General features: G+C 69.5%; 15 protein-coding genes. 8 read left to right on the top strand and 7 right to left on the bottom strand.

What is annotated here, in order from left to right; translation table 11 throughout:
* Nucleotides 1-4 precede the first annotated feature (4 nt).
* Together Aco04nite_RS46120 and Aco04nite_RS46115 are read right to left on the bottom strand one after the other, a co-directional pair.
* A complete protein-coding gene (locus Aco04nite_RS46120) occupies nt 5-229 on the bottom strand; it encodes a hypothetical protein (protein WP_213003518.1) in 225 nt (74 codons plus the stop codon).
* A 109-nt stretch (nt 230-338) separates the two neighbouring features.
* The gene (locus tag Aco04nite_RS46115; protein WP_213003517.1) at nt 339-1751 is read right to left on the bottom strand and encodes an NYN domain-containing protein; all 1413 of its coding nucleotides are present in this window, start codon (nt 1749-1751) and stop codon (nt 339-341) included.
* A gap of 104 nt (nt 1752-1855) precedes the next feature.
* On the opposite strand from Aco04nite_RS46115, the gene Aco04nite_RS46110 reads away from it, so the two are divergent.
* From Aco04nite_RS46110 to Aco04nite_RS46090, 5 genes are all read left to right on the top strand, one after another.
* Nucleotides 1856-3655: a DEDD exonuclease domain-containing protein gene (locus Aco04nite_RS46110; protein ID WP_213003516.1), complete on the top strand. Its 1800-nt coding sequence runs from the start codon at nt 1856-1858 to the stop codon at nt 3653-3655.
* An 82-nt stretch (nt 3656-3737) separates the two neighbouring features.
* A complete protein-coding gene (locus tag Aco04nite_RS46105; RefSeq protein ID WP_203834831.1) occupies nt 3738-5510 on the top strand; it encodes a RelA/SpoT family protein in 1773 nt (590 codons plus the stop codon).
* A gap of 21 nt (nt 5511-5531) precedes the next feature.
* Nucleotides 5532-6038 (top strand): NUDIX domain-containing protein, encoded by a 507-nt coding sequence (locus Aco04nite_RS46100; RefSeq protein ID WP_244876794.1) that lies wholly within the window; start codon nt 5532-5534, stop codon nt 6036-6038.
* On the top strand, nt 6035-7048 hold the full coding sequence (locus tag Aco04nite_RS46095) for a sugar phosphate nucleotidyltransferase (protein ID WP_213003515.1): 1014 nt from the start codon (nt 6035-6037) through the stop codon (nt 7046-7048). Before Aco04nite_RS46100 ends, Aco04nite_RS46095 begins: the two co-directional genes overlap by 4 nt.
* Before the next feature lie 55 nt (nt 7049-7103).
* Complete coding sequence (locus Aco04nite_RS46090) at nt 7104-7391, top strand: Lrp/AsnC family transcriptional regulator (protein ID WP_203834833.1); 288 nt, start codon at nt 7104-7106, stop codon at nt 7389-7391.
* A 459-nt stretch (nt 7392-7850) separates the two neighbouring features.
* On the opposite strand, the gene Aco04nite_RS46085 is transcribed toward Aco04nite_RS46090, so the two are convergent.
* From Aco04nite_RS46085 to ctaE, 5 genes are all read right to left on the bottom strand, one after another.
* A complete protein-coding gene (locus tag Aco04nite_RS46085; RefSeq protein ID WP_213003514.1) occupies nt 7851-8282 on the bottom strand; it encodes a hypothetical protein in 432 nt (143 codons plus the stop codon).
* A gap of 93 nt (nt 8283-8375) precedes the next feature.
* A complete protein-coding gene (qcrB, locus tag Aco04nite_RS46080) occupies nt 8376-9995 on the bottom strand; it encodes a cytochrome bc1 complex cytochrome b subunit (RefSeq protein ID WP_203834835.1) in 1620 nt (539 codons plus the stop codon).
* On the bottom strand, nt 9992-11095 hold the full coding sequence (gene qcrA / locus Aco04nite_RS46075) for a cytochrome bc1 complex Rieske iron-sulfur subunit (protein WP_213003513.1): 1104 nt from the start codon (nt 11093-11095) through the stop codon (nt 9992-9994). The genes qcrB and qcrA overlap by 4 nt, the downstream gene beginning before the upstream one ends.
* A complete protein-coding gene (gene qcrC / locus Aco04nite_RS46070) occupies nt 11092-11940 on the bottom strand; it encodes a cytochrome bc1 complex diheme cytochrome c subunit (protein WP_213003512.1) in 849 nt (282 codons plus the stop codon). Before qcrC ends, qcrA begins: the two co-directional genes overlap by 4 nt.
* Nucleotides 11941-11991: 51 nt before the next feature.
* Nucleotides 11992-12591 (bottom strand): aa3-type cytochrome oxidase subunit III, encoded by a 600-nt coding sequence (gene ctaE / locus Aco04nite_RS46065; protein ID WP_213003511.1) that lies wholly within the window; start codon nt 12589-12591, stop codon nt 11992-11994.
* 109 nt (nt 12592-12700) lie between these two features.
* Here ctaE and Aco04nite_RS46060 point away from each other — a divergent pair, with 109 nt between their 5' ends.
* The 3 genes from Aco04nite_RS46060 to trpD all read left to right on the top strand — a co-directional run bounded on the left by Aco04nite_RS46060 (nt 12701) and on the right by trpD (nt 15384).
* Entirely contained in the window at nt 12701-13750 is a 1050-nt protein-coding gene (locus tag Aco04nite_RS46060) for a cytochrome c oxidase assembly protein (protein ID WP_213003510.1), read from the top strand.
* Nucleotides 13751-13803: 53 nt separating this feature from the next.
* Entirely contained in the window at nt 13804-14250 is a 447-nt protein-coding gene (locus tag Aco04nite_RS46055; protein ID WP_203834946.1) for a hypothetical protein, read from the top strand.
* Between the two features lie 69 nt (nt 14251-14319).
* Complete coding sequence (gene trpD / locus Aco04nite_RS46050; RefSeq protein WP_213003509.1) at nt 14320-15384, top strand: anthranilate phosphoribosyltransferase; 1065 nt, start codon at nt 14320-14322, stop codon at nt 15382-15384.
* Nucleotides 15385-15750: the final 366 nt, after the last annotated feature.

The following is a 15750-nucleotide window of genomic DNA, read 5'->3' as shown; positions in this document are numbered from 1 at the left end:
TTGATCACGCCACGTGGCCGCGTGGCTGACGGTAGAGCGGCACCGAGACCGGCGGCTCCGGGGTCTCGAGAAGCTCCACGTCAAAGCCGGCCAGCTCGAACATCTCGATGGCGCGCAGCTCGCCCGGGGTCAGGTCGCCGATCTCCTCGGGGGTCTCGGCGAGCGTCTTGATCAGGCATCCCTCACATCCGCGCCCCCATCCGGGGCAGCGGCCGCAGTCGATGAGCATCGCTTCCTCCTCGTGCGGGAGGTGGGCCGGGCCGGGATCCGGGGGAAGTGCGTGTCGCGGAACGGCCACCATCCGTGACAGTCACGCTAAGCAGGGGGTGTGACAAAAATCAGCCGCGGGCGAGCCGGCGCAGCAGTGAATCCGCTCCCATCGGGTACGCACCGTGCCGCCGGACCCCGTCGGCGACCTCCCGATCCGACGAGATGACCACCAGCGGACGGCCACTGGGCTCGGCCCTGACCAGCTGACGGATCAGCTCGTCGGCGGTGTCGCCCTTGTGCGAGAAGAGCACCCGCACGCCACGGGGAGCCGGCGGCAACCCGTGGACCCGCTCGGCGCCGTCGAAGACCACCGTGACCTCGTCGCCGGTCTGGGCAGCGATGCCGCCGAGCCCCGTGACCAGGCGTTTGCGCTGCTGCTCCAGCGACATCTCGGCGAAGCCGCGCTTCGTGACGTTGTATCCGTCCACGATCAGATGGGCGCGGGGCAGCGCGAGCAGCTGGTCGAGGCGGCCCGGGTCATCGGTGTCCTGCGCGCGGGGGCGGGAGCGCTCGAGCGCTCCCGGCCGGTCGGCGGAGACGTCGGCCACAAAATCGGCGGGCAGCTTGTCGGTGGGGCCGATGGACAGTTCGCGGCGCAGACCGCTCGCCGCCTGCCCGATGGTTTCCAGCAGGAGCCAGAGCCGGGCATCGCCGGCGGCCCGGGCGTCCTTGACGCTCTGTTTGCCGGTCGCGGCGAGGGCCTCGGCCTCGGCCAGGCGGGTGCGCAGGCGGCGCACCTCGGCGTCGTGGTCCGCGGCGACCTTGGCCGTGCGCCCCTTCTCGGTGGCCAGCAGGTCACTGGCCCGCTTGCCCGCGGCCTGCGCCTCACGCAGGGCCCGGGAGCTGGAGCGGGCCTCCTCGCGCAGCTGACCGAGCTCCTCACGGACCCGGGCGAGCTCGTCGCGGAGCTTGTCCGCCTCGACCTTCGCGACCGCGCGATCGTGCTCGGCGCGGGCGGCACGCTGCTCGGCCTCGTGGACGAGGTTGGCGACGGCGGCGCTGTCGGCCTCGGCGCGCACGGACTCGCCGGCGGCCTCGATCAGCTCGCGCCAGCCGTCGGGCCGGGCCAGGTAGGCGAGCGCGGCGACCTCGACCGGGTCGGCGGCGGCCGGGGCCATCCCGCCGGCGACGGCCGCGCCCAGGTCACCGGTCTCGGTGACGACTCGGGCGCCGATGCGCTGCCGGAAGAGCGGGTCCGAGGCCAACTGCGCCGCGAGGGCCTGGCCACCGAGCTTGGCGCGCCGGTTGGGGGCGAACCGCGCGACCCTCCGCAGCGGGAAAGGGATCTCCTCGTTGGGCAGCCCCGGCAGCGCGGCAGCCGTCAGCGTGGTGATCCGCTGCCGCACCTGCTCCGGCAGCGAAGGCTCGAGATCGTCCAAGGAGGGGACGTTCAGCGATAATTCGGGCGGATAAGCCCCGTCCGCAGCCACCGGCGCTGTCTCCTCGGCAGGCCGGTCGTCGTACTCGTGCGGCGCGGACATCTTTTCATTCTCCCACCGTGGGCAGCCTAAAAGCTTGCGGTAGCAAGTGATGTTTTCAGTCCCCGCCCACGGGAATGTCGTACCCCCGCTCTAATCTGCCCGCCGTGGCACAACCGGCATATGTGCAGGGCACTCTGGACACCCTCCTGAGCGCGGACGGCACCGTGGATCCCGCGGCGCTGTCCCTGCGCGACACGACATTCGTGGTCCTCGACCTGGAGACCGCCGGCGGGGCTCCGGACGGCGGCGGGATCACCGAGATCGGCGCGGTCAAGGTCCGCGCCGGGGAGCAGCTGGGCGAGTTCGGCACCCTGGTCAACCCGGGTGAGCGGCTGCCGCCGTTCATCACCGTGCTGACCGGCATCACCGAGGCGATGCTGGCCCCGGCGCCGCCGATCGAGCAGGTGCTGCCCACGCTGCTCGAGTTCCTGCGCGGCGCGGTGCTGGTCGCCCACAACGCGCCCTACGACGTGGGCTTCCTCAAGGCCGCGTGCGCCCGGCACGGCTACGCCTGGCCGCAGCTGCGGGTGGTGGACACCGCCGCACTGGCCCGGCGGGCGCTGACCCGCGACGAGGTGCCCAACCGCAAGCTGGGCACGCTCGCCCAGTTCTTCGGCGCCACGGTCCAGCCGACGCACCGCGCGCTCGACGACGCGAAGGCCACCGTCGACGTGCTGCACGGGCTGATCGAGCGGCTGGGCAGCTTCAAGGTCTACTCGCTGGGCGACGCGATCGAGTTCGGCAAGGCGGTCACCCCGGCCCAGCGGCGCAAACGGCACCTGGCCGACGACCTGCCGCACGCACCGGGCGTCTACGTGTTCCGGGCCGCCGACGACCGCCCGCTCTACGTGGGCACCTCGGTCGACATCGCGAAACGGGTGCGCAGCTACTTCACGGCGAGCGAGAAACGCGCCCGGATGTCCGAGATGATCAACGCCGCGACCCGGGTGGAGGCCGTCGAGTGCGCGCATTCGCTCGAGGCCGAGGTGCGGGAGCTGCGGTTGATCGCGGCGCACGCCCCGCCGTACAACCGCAGGTCGAAATATCCGGAACGGGTCGTCTGGCTGAAGCTGACCGCCGAGGCCTACCCCAGACTCTCGGTGGTCAGGCAGCTGGCGGAGGACGACGCGGCCTATCTCGGCCCGTTCTCCTCGCGCCGGACCGCCGAACTGGCCGCGGCCGCGGTCTACGACGCCGTCCCGTTGCGCCAGTGCACGCACAAGCTGTCGATCAAGACCAAGACGCCGGCCTGCGCGCTGGCTGAGCTGGGGAAATGCCCGGCACCCTGCGAGCACCACATCACCCCTGATCAGTACGCCGTGAGCGCCGCCGATCCCTTCCGCACCGCCACGTACGGCGACCCGGAGCCCCTCGTCGAGGCCCTGCTGACCCGGATCGAGTCGTTCTCGCAGCGCGAGCGCTACGAGGAGGCCGCGGTGGTCCGGTCCCGGCTCGTGGCGCTGCTGCGGGCGATCGTCCGCATGCAGAAGCTGCGGGCTGTGACGAGCATCGCCGAGCTGGTCGCCGCGCGCCGCAACGACGAGTACGGCTGGGAGATCATCGTCGTCCGCCACGGCCGGTTGGCGGCCGCCGCGACCTCGCCGCCGCGGCTGCATCCCCGCCCGACCCTCGACCTGGCGATGGCGACCGCCGAGACGGTCCTACCCGGACCGGGACCGATTCCGGCCGCGACGGCGGAGGAGACCGAGCGGATTCTGGCGTGGCTCGACCGGCCCGACACCCGGCTGGTGGAAACTTCCGGCGACTGGGTGTCACCGGCGCGTGGCGCTGCGCGGTTCACTACCCTCCTCACCAGGGCCGAAGCGGCCGGGTCCCGTCGAGAGTCACCCGTTCGCTCATCGGTAACTGACCGTTCGGATGACGCTCGCTCGCTTAGGCTGTAAGGCACGCCGCGAATCCGGAATGGAAGAAGTTCGGGTGCGGCGGGTTACTGTGGTCTTTGCCGATCGGTGAGGGGGTGTCCGAGTGGATGTCGACGCCGGCCACGGCGCCGCATTGGGGCGTGCCCTGCCCATGCCGCTGGCTAAGCGGTTGCGATCCCTCCTGAGCTTTCAGGGCAACGACGACGACCCCGTCACCACTCTGACCCGGACCCATCGGGCGATCCATCCCTCGGCCGACGCCGGCGTCCTGCGCCGCAGCTACGCGGTCGCGGAGAACATGCACCGCGGTCAGTTCCGCAAGAGCGGCGATCCGTACATCAGCCACCCGCTCGCGGTCGCGCAGATCTGCGCCGAGCTGGGCATGGACACGACGACTCTGGTCGCGGCGCTGCTGCACGACACTGTCGAGGACACCAGCTACACGCTGGAGACGCTCAACGGCGACTTCGGCCCCGAGGTGACCCACCTGGTCGACGGCGTGACCAAGTTCGACAAGGCGTTCTACGGCAAGGTCGCCGAGGCCGAGACCATCCGCAAGATGATCGTCGCCGCCGGCAAGGACGTCCGGGTCCTGGTGATCAAGCTCGCCGACCGGCTGCACAACATGCGGACCCTCGGCGCCCGCTCCCCCGCCTCCCGCGCCCGCATCGCCACGGCCACGCTCGACGTGCTCGTCCCGCTCTGCGACCGGCTCGGCATCCAGGCCCTCAAGCGCGACCTCGACGACGTGGTGCTCTACCACCTCGAGCCGGACTCCTTCGCCCGCATCGAGGAGCACGTCAAGAACCGCCCCGGCTGGAACGAATACCTCAACGAGGTCGTCGGCAAGGCCCGCGGGGCACTGCGCCGCACGAAGGTCTACGGCGACGTGCAACCCCGGCCCCGGCACTACTACTCCATCTGGAAAGACACCGTCGCCGGCGGCCATCAGGTCCCGTTCGACCTGCCCCGGATCGTGGTCGTGGTCGACGGCCCCGAGACCGACTGTTACGCCGCGCTCGGCGCGATCCACGGCCAGTGGCGCCCGGTGGCCGGCCGCTTCAAGGACTTCATCGCCTCTCCCAAGAACAACCTCTACCGTTCCCTGCACACGACGGTCACCGGCCCGGAAGGCCGCCTGGTCGAGGTGCTCATCCGGACGGTCTCCATGCACCGGTGCGCCGAGTTCGGCGTCGCGACCGGCTACCGCTACCCCAAGTCCGAGGCGGAATCCCCCGGCCAGGACCAGCTGACCTGGCTCAAGCGGGTGCTCGACTGGCAGGAGGACGCCACCGACGCCGGCCAGTTCCTCGCCTCGCTGCGCTGCGACCTCGCCGAGGCCCAGATCACCGTCTTCGCCAAGGGCCAGACGTTCGAGCTCCCCGCCGCGTCCACCCCGGTCGACCTCGCGTACGAGCTGAACCCCGGCAAGGGCGACCAGACGCTCGCCGCGACCATCAACGGCCGGCTGGCCCCCCTCGGCTCCGAGCTCCGCGACGGCGACGTCGTCGAGATCTTCACCGAGAGCGACGGCCCGATCGACCCGGAAGAATCCACCGCCCCGCGTGGCCCCCGCAAGGAATGGCTCGGCTTCGTCAAGTCGACCCAGGCCCAGATGCAGATCAACCGCTACTTCGCCGAGGACAACGCGCCCGGCATCAGCATCCAGGACAAGGTACGCCTCGGGCGCGCGACCATCGGCCTCACGTTGCGTAAGCACGACCGCGGCCTGGCCAGCGAGGTGCCCCTGCGCCGCCTCGCCGAGGAGCTCGGCTACCCCGACCTCGAAACCATGCTCGTAGCGGTCACCGAGCGCAACCTCGAGCCCGACCAGGTCGTCGAACAGCTCATCGCCCTCGTCGACCACCCGGACTGAGCCCCCGATAGCCTTGAGGGCGTGAAAATTCCTCGGCGGATCCGCGGTGCCGCGTACAAGGCTTTCTACCGGATGCCGCACGCGATGCGCCGCCGCGCCGTCCGGCTCATCGTCCCCAAATATCTCGTCGGGGCGGTCTGCATCATCAGCGACGCCGAAGCCGAGGACCCCGGCAGACTCCTCCTCCTGCGCCAGCCCGGCCGCCCCGGCTGGGGCCTCCCCGCAGGCCTGCTGAAGAAGGCCGAGCCTCCGCACGTCGGCGCCGCCCGCGAGCTCCACGAGGAATCCGGCGTCCGCCTCGACCCCGACGACCTCGTCCCCGCGGTCCCCAACGCGATCGTCCACACCAAGGGCTGGGTCGACATGATGTTCATGGGCAAGGTCCCCGCCTCCACCACGGAACTGATCGTCGACGGCGGCGAAGTCCTCGAAGCGGCCTGGTTCCCCTACGACGACCTCCCCCTGCTCTCGGTGAACACCGCCCGCGTCCTTGCCGTCTACGGCATCGGCCCCGACGCGACCCGATGACCGAGATCTGCGCCCTCATCCTCGCCGCAGGCGAAGGCCGGCGCCTGCGACCCCTCACAAACCTGCTCCCCAAGGCCCTGTGCCCGGTCGGCAACATCGCCCTGCTCGACCGCGCCCTCCAGCGCGTGTCCGCCCTGGGCTTCCGCGATCCGTCCACGGTGGCCGTCAACGCCGCCTACCTCGCCGACCAGATCGTGTCCCACGTAGGCACCCGAGCCCACCTCTCCGTCGAACCGGGCGGCCCTCTCGGCACCTCCGGCGGCGTCGCCAACCTGCGCGACTGGATCAGCGGCCGCGGCGTCCTCGTCGGCAACGCGGACGCCTACCTGTCCGACCCCGACCGCGAGCCCGGCAAGGACATCGCCGCCCTCCTGGACGGCTGGGACGGCACCACGGTCCGCATGCTCACCACTGCCCCGACCCCCACCCGCCGCGGCGAATTCAGCGACGCCTGCTTCGCCGGCCTCTCGCTGCTCCCCTGGCACTACGTCAAAGACCTGACGCCCACCTTCTCCGACCTGGTCCGCACCGTCTGGCGCCCCGCCGAGGCCGCCGGCCACCTGACCCTCATCCCGTACGCCGGCACCTACATCGACACCGGCACCCCCCGTGACTACCTGTCCGCCAACCTCCACGCCGCGGCCTCTCCGGCCCCCGCCTCCCTGGCCACCAACCTCCACACCGCAGCCTCTCCGACCCCCGCCTCCCTGACCGGCGCCGACTCTCCGGTCAGCGCTGGGTCTCTCGTCGGCGCTGGGTCTCCGGTCAGCGCTGGGTCTCCGGTCAGCGCTGGGTCTCCGGTCAGCGCTGGGTCTCCGGTCAGCGCTGGGTCTCTGATCGGCGCGGGGGCGACCGTTACGGGCAGCGTTACCGAGTCAGTGATCGGCGCGGGCGCAACGGTGTCCGGGGACGTGACACGCTGCGTCATCTGGCCCGGCGCAACCGTGACGGCAGGCGAAACCCTGACCGACGTCATCCGCGCGGGCAAAGACCTGACGGTTGCCGCCTGACCCGAACCACCCCCTGATTAGCATGAACCGCGACGCCGACCAGAGGAGCCCCCGAGTGAACACCGCAATCGTGCACATCGACTGCGCCACCGACTCGATCCCAGAGGTAGCGGAAGCCCTCGCAGCCCTCCCCGGCGTCAGCGAGGTCTACTCCGTAGCGGGCAACGTCGACCTCATCGCCATCATCCGAGTCCCCCACTTCGACGACATCGCCGAAGTCATCGCCGGCCGCATCTCCAAAACCCCCGGCGTCCTCAACACCGAATCCCACATCGCCTTCCGCGCCTACTCCCGCCACGACCTCGAAGACGCCTTCGCCATCGGCCTCCCCGACGCCGACTGACCCACCCCGACTCCCTGCGGGCAGCCGCAGGCACCGTCAGCCCCCGGCCGCAACCGCGGGCAGTCGGGACGACAACGCCAGCCCCGGCCGCAACCGCGGGCAGTCGCGACGGCGACGCCAGCCCCCGGCCGTAAGCGCGCGCAATCGAAGGCAGCGCCAACCCCGGCCGTGACCGCGGCCAGTCGCGACGACAACGCCAGCCCCGGCCGCAACCGCGGGCAGTCGCGACGGCGACGCCAGCCCCCGGCCGTAAGCGCGCGCAATCGAAGGCAGCGCCAACCCCGGCCGTGACCGCGGCCAGTCGGAACGGCACCACCAGTCCCCCGGCCATAAGCGCGCGCAATCGAAGGCAGCGCCAACCCCGGCCGTGACCGATGGCAGGCGGAATCGCCCCAGGTCCCCGGGTTGTGAGCGCGGGCAGCCTCGCTGCGGCGGCAACCCGTGCGTCGCTGTCGCTGGTCAGCCTTCCCGCTCGCCTGCTGCGGTGACCGGCGGCCGATAGCGCCCGCGCACGCCCCACCCGGCCAGCCACCCCACCAGGTATCCCAGCAACCCCGGCGGACTACCGCCCATGAGAAGCAGCACCGGCCAGGACGACCCCGGCGCGACCAACCGCCGCCGCGCACCGTCCACCACGCCGAGCAGTGCCATCACGGCCGCACTGGCCAGCGCGACGATCAGGATGAGCCGCTCCCCGGTGGCGATGGTCGCGGAGTAGTCGTCGCAGGTGAGTTCTTCCTCGGGTGTCTGGACGTCGTAGCAGGTCCCGTATCGGAAGAACCGCTGGATGAGCACGAACACGACCGACCCGATGAAGGCAGCGGACAGGAGCATTCCCAGCGCAGCCCATCGCAGGATCGTCGTGTCTCGTGCTCCCTCGGGTGTCTGCACGGCCGCGAACGTACTACCCGGCCACCAGCGAGGGAGATATCAGCGCACGAAAAAGGGAGCCCCGGGCGGGACTCCCTTTTTCGTGGTTCTGGGTCAGCGGCCGGAGGTGATTTCCTCGCGGGCGCTGGGGCCGGTCACCGACGGGACGGCTGGGGAGACCGGGGCCTCCGGCAGGGTCTCGACGGGGAAGAAGAAGCCCTTGATGGCCGGGGCGAGAGCGCCGACCCTGTTCATCTTCTTCGGGACCACCCAGCCGATGTAGTCGAGCGGGATGGGGTGGCCGTGGTCGTCGACCGGGCCGAGGGGCTGGTGGACCTCTTCGAAACGGCCGTCCGGGTTGCGCCGGATGATGCCCGTCTCGACGCCATGGGCCAGGACCTCGCGGTCGTGCTGCTGCAGGCCGAGGCAGACGCGGACCGAGATGTAGTAGGCCAGCGGCGGGAGGACCAGCAGACCGATGCGGCCCGCCCAGGTCATCGCGTTGAGGCTGATGTGGAACTTGTCGGCGATCACGTCGTTGGCACCGGACAGCGTCGCGATGGTGAAGAACGTGAAGGCCATGGCGCCGACACCCGTACGCTCAGGCGCGTCCCGCGGGCGCTGGAGCAGGTGATGAGAGCCCTTGTCCTTGGTGCGCCGGGCTTCGATCGTCGGGTAGAGCATCGGCAGCGTGAACAGCGCGCCGAGGCCGACCACCGCGGGCCAGAACAGCGGCGGCAGCACGTAGCCGTCGCCGATCGGGAAGTCGATCTGCCAGGCCGGCATGAGGCGGACCAGGCCGTCCATGAACATGACGTACCAGTCGGGCTGGCTCGCGGAGGAGACCGCCGAGGCGAGGTACGGGCCGAAGAGCCAGATCGGGTTGATCTGGAACAGGCCGGCGAGCAGCGCGATCGTGCCGAAGACGGCCATGAAGAAGCCGCCCTGCTTGAGGGCGTACCGCGGGAACATGCGCTCGCCCACGACGTTGTCGTTGGTCCGCAGCGGGCCGGGCCACTGGGTGTGCTTCTGCGCGAAGACCAGGCCCAGGTGGACGCTGATCAGGGCGAGCAGGCCACCGGGGATGAGCAGCACGTGCGCGATGTAGAAGCGCCCGATGATGAACTCGCCCGGGTACTCGCCGCCGAAGACCGCCGCGGACATCCAGGTGCCGATGACCGGGATGGAGAGCATGATCGCCGAGGCGATCCGCAGGCCGGTGCCGGAGAGTCCGTCGTCGGGGAGCGAGTAGCCGGTGAAGCCGGCGAAGAACCCGAGCAGGAACAGGATGATGCCGATGGTCCAGTTGGCCTCACGCGGCTTGCGGAACGCGCCGGTGAAGAAGATCCGCGCCATGTGGATGACGATTGATGCCATGAACAGCAGCGCTGCCCAGTGGTGCATCTGGCGCATGAACAGACCACCGCGCACCTCGAACGAGATGTGCAGCGAGGACGCGTACGCCGCCGACATGTCCACGCCGCGCAGGGCGGTGTAGGGGCCGTCGTAGGTGACTTCCTTCATCGACGGGTCGAAGAACAGCGTCAGGAAGACGCCGCTCAGCAGCAGCACGACGAAGGAGAAGAGCGCGATCTCACCGAGCAGGAACGACCAGTGATCAGGGAAAACCTTGTTCAGCAGGCCGCGCAGCGGAGTGGCGACCTTGTAACGGTCGTCCACACCCTTACCGACGTTAGCGGGGACCTGAGCGAGGTCCAGCCTTCGACGTTTCATGGCCGCTCCCAGAAGTCGGGTCCGATTACCTCGGGATAGTCAGACGCTGCCACGAAGAAGCCCTCGTCGTCCACCTCGAGAGGCAGAAGGGGCAGGCGGCGGCTGGCCGGTCCGAAGATCGGGCGCGCGTTATCGGTGATCAGGAACTGCGACTGGTGACACGGGCAGAGCAGCCGGTTGGTCTGCTGCTCGTACAGGCTGGCCGGGCAGCCGGCGTGCGTGCAGATCTTCGAGTACGCCACGTAGTTGCCCCACATGCCGCCCTTGTTGATCTTGTCCGCCTCGGTCGCCTCGCGGGCGTCCTGGGCGTCCTGGGCACGCAGGTGCACCAGCAGCGTGGGCGAGTCGGCGTACTTGTTGGTCGCACCCTCGGGGATGCCGGGGAAGACGGTGATCTGACCGCCGACACTGACGTCCTCGGGCCGCACCGGGCTGCCGTCCTCACGGGTGAGGCGGACCAGCTGGCCGTTGTTGGGCACCGGGTCGAAGCCGGTGTGGTACATGAACGGCTCGGAGTCCTTGTGCGGGTTCTCGATCAGGCCACCGAGCAGCGGCGCGGCCGCGGCCACCCCGAGCGGAGCCAGGCCGAGCGCGATCGCACCCTTGAGCAGCGGCCGGCGCTGCACGCCGAGCTCGTCCACCAGGTAGGCCATGGTCTGACCGGTGATGAGCCGGTCCTCGTCGCTGGACGGCTTGTTGTGCCGGTCCTGGATCGAGACCTCGTGCGGCAGCAGCTTCTTGGCCCAGGCCAGGATCGCGATGCCGAGCGCGAAGAGCGAGATGCCGAGCGAGATGCCCAGGATCGGCGTGTAGTAGTCGCTCATCGTGTGGCCGAGCTCGAACTCCCACGGCCAGACGATGAAGAACACCACGAACGCCGCCGCCGCGACACCCGAGATCATGAAGAGCAGGGCGATGTTGCGGACGACCCGCTTCTCCGCCTTGGAGTTCGTGCCCTGGAACTGCGACTCGTACGTGACGATCTCGATGTCGTCACGCCGCGCGCCCTCACGGACGATGTCGAAGCGGGAGAGCTTGGGGTCGTTCACGTCGACCGGCTCGGTGCCGGCCCCGTGCGCCCCGTCCTGCGTAACGGTCATGACTTCCCCGCAATCCACAGCGACGTGAACACCAGGATGGTGATGCCGACCACGAAGATCGCGAGACCCTCGGTCGCCGGACCGTAGCCACCCAGGTTGAAGATGCCGCCCGGGTCCTTGTCGTTCTGGATCTGAGTGTTGATGTACGTGATGATCTCGGTCTTCTGCTCCGGCGTCAGCTCGTTGTCGCCGAACACCGGCATGTTCTGCGGGCCGGTGAGCATGGCGCCGTAGATCTGCGAGGGTGTCGCGTCGTGCAGGCTGGGCGCGAACTTGCCGGAGGAGAGCGCGCCACCGGCGCCGACGTTGCCGTGGCACTGGGCGCAGTTGAGCCGGAAGAGCTCACCGCCCTTGGCCAGCGCCTCCGGGTTGGTCTTCACGTTGTCCGTGAGGTCGCCGGCCGGGATCTGCGGGCCGCCGCCGAGCTCCTGGATGTACTGACCCAGCTGCTTGGTCTGCGTCTCGTCGAAGACCGGGCGCTTCTGCTCGGCCTGGGCTTCCTGGCGCGTCATGGGCATGCGGCCCGTGCCGACCTGGAACTCGACCGAGGCGGAGCCGACGCCGATCAGGCTCGGTCCGCGTCCCTCGACACCCTCAGCGTTGAGGCCGTGGCAGGTGACGCAGCTGTTGTTGAAGAGTGCCTGGCCCTCCTGCGCCGCCGTGGACAACTGTGTGTCGTCCTCGGCGAACGCACCCGGGGCGAAGGCGGTGTAGATGCCTCCGGCGAGGGCGAGCGCGGCAAGCATGCGGGCCGCGGCGCCGAGGCGCCTGCGCACCCGGCTCGGCGCGGACCGACGCCGGTTGAACACCCGGAAGCGCCGTCCGGCGGGGGTGTCAGAAGTCATGGGTTGTGTCCCTCTGGGTCGTGACCTTCGAACTCACGGACGGCGGCGGATCTACTGAAGCCAATAGATCATGGCGAACAGCGCGATCCACACCACATCGACGAAGTGCCAGTAGTACGACACGACGATCGCCGACGTGGCCTGAGCCGGCGTGAACCGGCCCATGGTCGTGCGGATCATGTAGACGATGAAGGCGATCAGACCGCCGGTCACGTGCAGGCCGTGGAACCCCGTCGTGAGGTAGAACATCGAGCCGTAACCGTCGCCGTTGAGCTTGACGCCCTCGTGGACGAGGTTGCGGTATTCGTTCGCCTGGCCGAGCACGAAGATCAGGCCCATGACGAAGGTGATGGTGAACCAGCGCCGGAGCGCGTGCACATCACCCTTCTCCGCCGCGAACACGCCGAGCTGGCAGGTCACCGACGAGAGCACGAGGATCACCGTGAACGTCGTCGCGTAGGGGACGTCGAGCTCTTTGGTGTGCTCTTCCCACATGCTGTAATCCGCCGCGCGGATCGCGAAGTACATGGCGAACAAAGCCGCGAAGAACATGAGCTCACTGGAGAGCCACACGATGGTTCCCACGCTGACCATGTTGGGTCTGGTCAGCGAGTGGATCCGGCTCTTGTCGATGGCTGGGGCCGCTGTCACCGGCTCATTATTGCCCCGCGATCACCTCAACGTGTGGCGGGGGGTCGAATCCGGTACGTGTCGGGTCCCGGTAGAACGCGCAAGCAGCTCATAGGCCTAGCCTCGGGGGGTGCAACACGTTGAAACGGCCGCCCGCGTCCTGGCGGCGGAGGATACTGTCCCCCCGCCGTTCAGCCCGGCCGAGATCTTCACGCAGATCCGTCTGACCAGCCTGATCGCACTCTTCCTGCTGATCGCGGCGGCCCTTTACCTGTACGGCGTGCACCGCCTGAAGCAGCGTGGTGACCACTGGCCGCGGGGCCGGACTGTGGCCTTCGTCGCCGGTGGCCTCGGTTCGATCGCCCTGGTGACCGTGACCGGCATCGAGGCGTACGACACAACCCTGCTCAGCGTGCACATGGTGCAACACATGGTTCTTGCCATGGTGGGCCCGATCTTCCTGGCGCTCGGCGCCCCGGTGACCCTGGCACTGCGAACACTGCCGAAGCAGAGCCGCAAGGTGGTGCTCGCGATCGTGCACAGCGGCCCGGCCCGGCTGCTGACGTTTCCGCTGGTCGCGTTTGGCATCTTCATCGCGAACCCGTTCGTCCTCTACTTCACGGGTCTCTACCGGGAGACGCTCGCGCATGCCTGGCTGCACGAGTTCATCCACATCCACTTCATCGTCACCGGATGCCTGTTCTTCTGGCCGCTGCTGGGGCTCGACCCGTTGCCGAACAGGTGGCCGTACCCTGCTCGTGCCCTGCTCATGGTCCTGTCGGTGCCGTTCCACACGGTCCTGGGCCTGACGATCATGCAGAGCAAGACCCTGCTCGGCGGCGACTGGTACCCGAACCTGCACCTGACCTGGGTCACCCCGGAATCCGACCAGGTCACGGCGGGCGGCATCCTCTGGGCCGGCGGCGAACTGGTCAGCGTCACCATGCTCGGCATCCTGGTGCTGCAGTGGATCCGTCAGTCGGAACGCGAGGCCAAACGGATCGACCGTGCACTGGACCGTCAGGAGGCGGAGGAGGCAGCTGCCGCGGCGGCCACAGCGACACCCCCGCCCGGAGACATGACCGACAGTGACGCCGGTAACAATGGTGACGCCGAGGACGCGGCGACCAAGATCACAACGGAGGTCGCGTCGGCACGACCGCGGACCGACGCCGAATGACCGGTTCGGTAGCATCAGCGGGCACCTACGAGCTGGGAAAGCCGGGGCAGATCATGAGCGACAGCACCAAGCCCGAGCCGGACACCTACACGGTCCTGCTCTACAGCGACGACGTCGCGGTCCGCGACAAGATCAGGCTCGCGATCGGCGTACGCCCCGCGGCCGACCTGAAGGTCGAGTTCACCGACGCCTCCACCTGGGAGGAGTGCCGTCGCCTGCTCGACGACTACGAGATCGACCTGATGGTCCTCGACGGCGAGGCATCCCCGGCCGGCGGCCTGGGCATCGCCCGCCAGACCAAGGACGAGTACGCCGACCCGCCGCCCACCTGCGTCGTGATCGCCCGCGCGGCGGACCGGTGGCTGGCCGCGTTCGCCCAGGTCGACGAGACGCTGATCTACCCCCTCGACCCGGTGACCACGGGCCAGACGATCGCCGGCATGCTCCGCGCCCGCCGCGGCGGCGCCGTCGCACTGGGCACCATGGGCACCCTGGGCTGATGATCCCCCCGGGCCGGCCTCAGCGGGGGCCGGCCCACCTCATCCCGGCAAGCGACAACGGAGGCCCCCATGGGCGCACGCACCTGGCCCAAACTGCTCAGCGCCCTGCTGCGCACCGAGGAGCTCTCGGCGCAGGACACGGCCTGGGCGATGGGCGAGATCATGGCGGGCAACGCCACCCCCGTACAGGTAGCCGGTTTCGCCGTCGCCCTGCGCGCCAAGGGTGAGACACCCGGTGAGCTCTCCGGCCTGGTCGAGGCCATGCTCGCCAACGCGACCGTCGTCGACCTGCCCGAGCGGATCCGCGAGGACGCCGTCGACGTCGTGGGCACCGGCGGCGACCAGGCTCACACCGTGAACATCTCCACGATGGCCGCGATCGTCACCGCGGCGGCCGGGGTCAAGGTCGTCAAGCACGGCAACCGCGCGGCATCCTCCGCGTGCGGCACCGCCGACCTGCTCGAACACTTCGGCATTCCGCTCGACCTGGGCCCCGCCGGCGTGGCCGCCACGGTCGCCGAGGCGGGCATCGCGTTCTGCTTCGCGGCCCGCTACCACCCCGGCATGCGGCACGCGGCGATCACCCGCCGCGAGCTCGGCCACCCCACGTTCTTCAACTTCCTCGGCCCCCTCACCAACCCGGCCCGCCCCCGTAACGCCGCGGTCGGCTGCTTCGACCTGCGCATGGCCCCGGTCATGGCCGAGGTCTTCGCCCGCCGAGGCGACTCCGCCCTGGTCATGCGGGGTGAGGACGGCCTCGACGAGTTCACCACCGCCGCACCCACCCGCGTCTGGCTCGTGTCGGACGGCACAGTCACCGAATCCGTCGTGGACGCCGTCGACCTGGGCCTGCCCCGCAGCGCCCCCGGCGACCTCCGCGGCGGCGACGCCCCCTTCAACGCCGCAGCCGCCCTCGACATGTTCGCCGGCGCCAAAGGCCCGATCCGCGACGCGGTCCTGCTCAACGCAGCCGCCGCCTTCGCCGCCCACGCGGGCTTCCCCGGCACCTTCGCCGACACCATGCGCGCCGGCATCGCCCGCGCCGCCGAAACAGTGGACTCAGGAGCAGCAACAACCCTGCTCAACCGCTGGGTCGAAGCCGCCAGGACCGCCAAGGCCGCCGAGCTCCCCTGACCCCCGGCCCCACCCGGAAACCCGGCACAACACGCCGACGCACCTCCAACGCTCCTCGCGTCCGTCATGACAACGTTTGAATGACATTCGGGTAATTCCACCTTCCGACGAAGAGGAGCCACCCGTGAAGGAACGCGATTTGCGCTGCGTCCTCTGCGATACGGAACTCCCGTTCTTGACGCCTCCGTGCGACGACGGGCATGAGGACGAGTGCCCCGAGCTGTTGTGTACCCGGTGTGGTGCGGCTGAGATTCTTGCGCCGTTGGAGATTCGGGTTTGGCTTCGTCCTGGTGGTGGGCGGGTGGCTCCTTTGCAGCGACGGGCCGCTTGATTCTTGCGGTGGACGGGTGGAGGCCTGGGTGTCTA

This window comes from Winogradskya consettensis (assembly GCF_018332715.1).
Lineage (GTDB): Bacteria > Actinomycetota > Actinomycetes > Mycobacteriales > Micromonosporaceae > Actinoplanes > Actinoplanes consettensis.
This window is presented reverse-complemented; position numbering and strand designations above follow the sequence as displayed.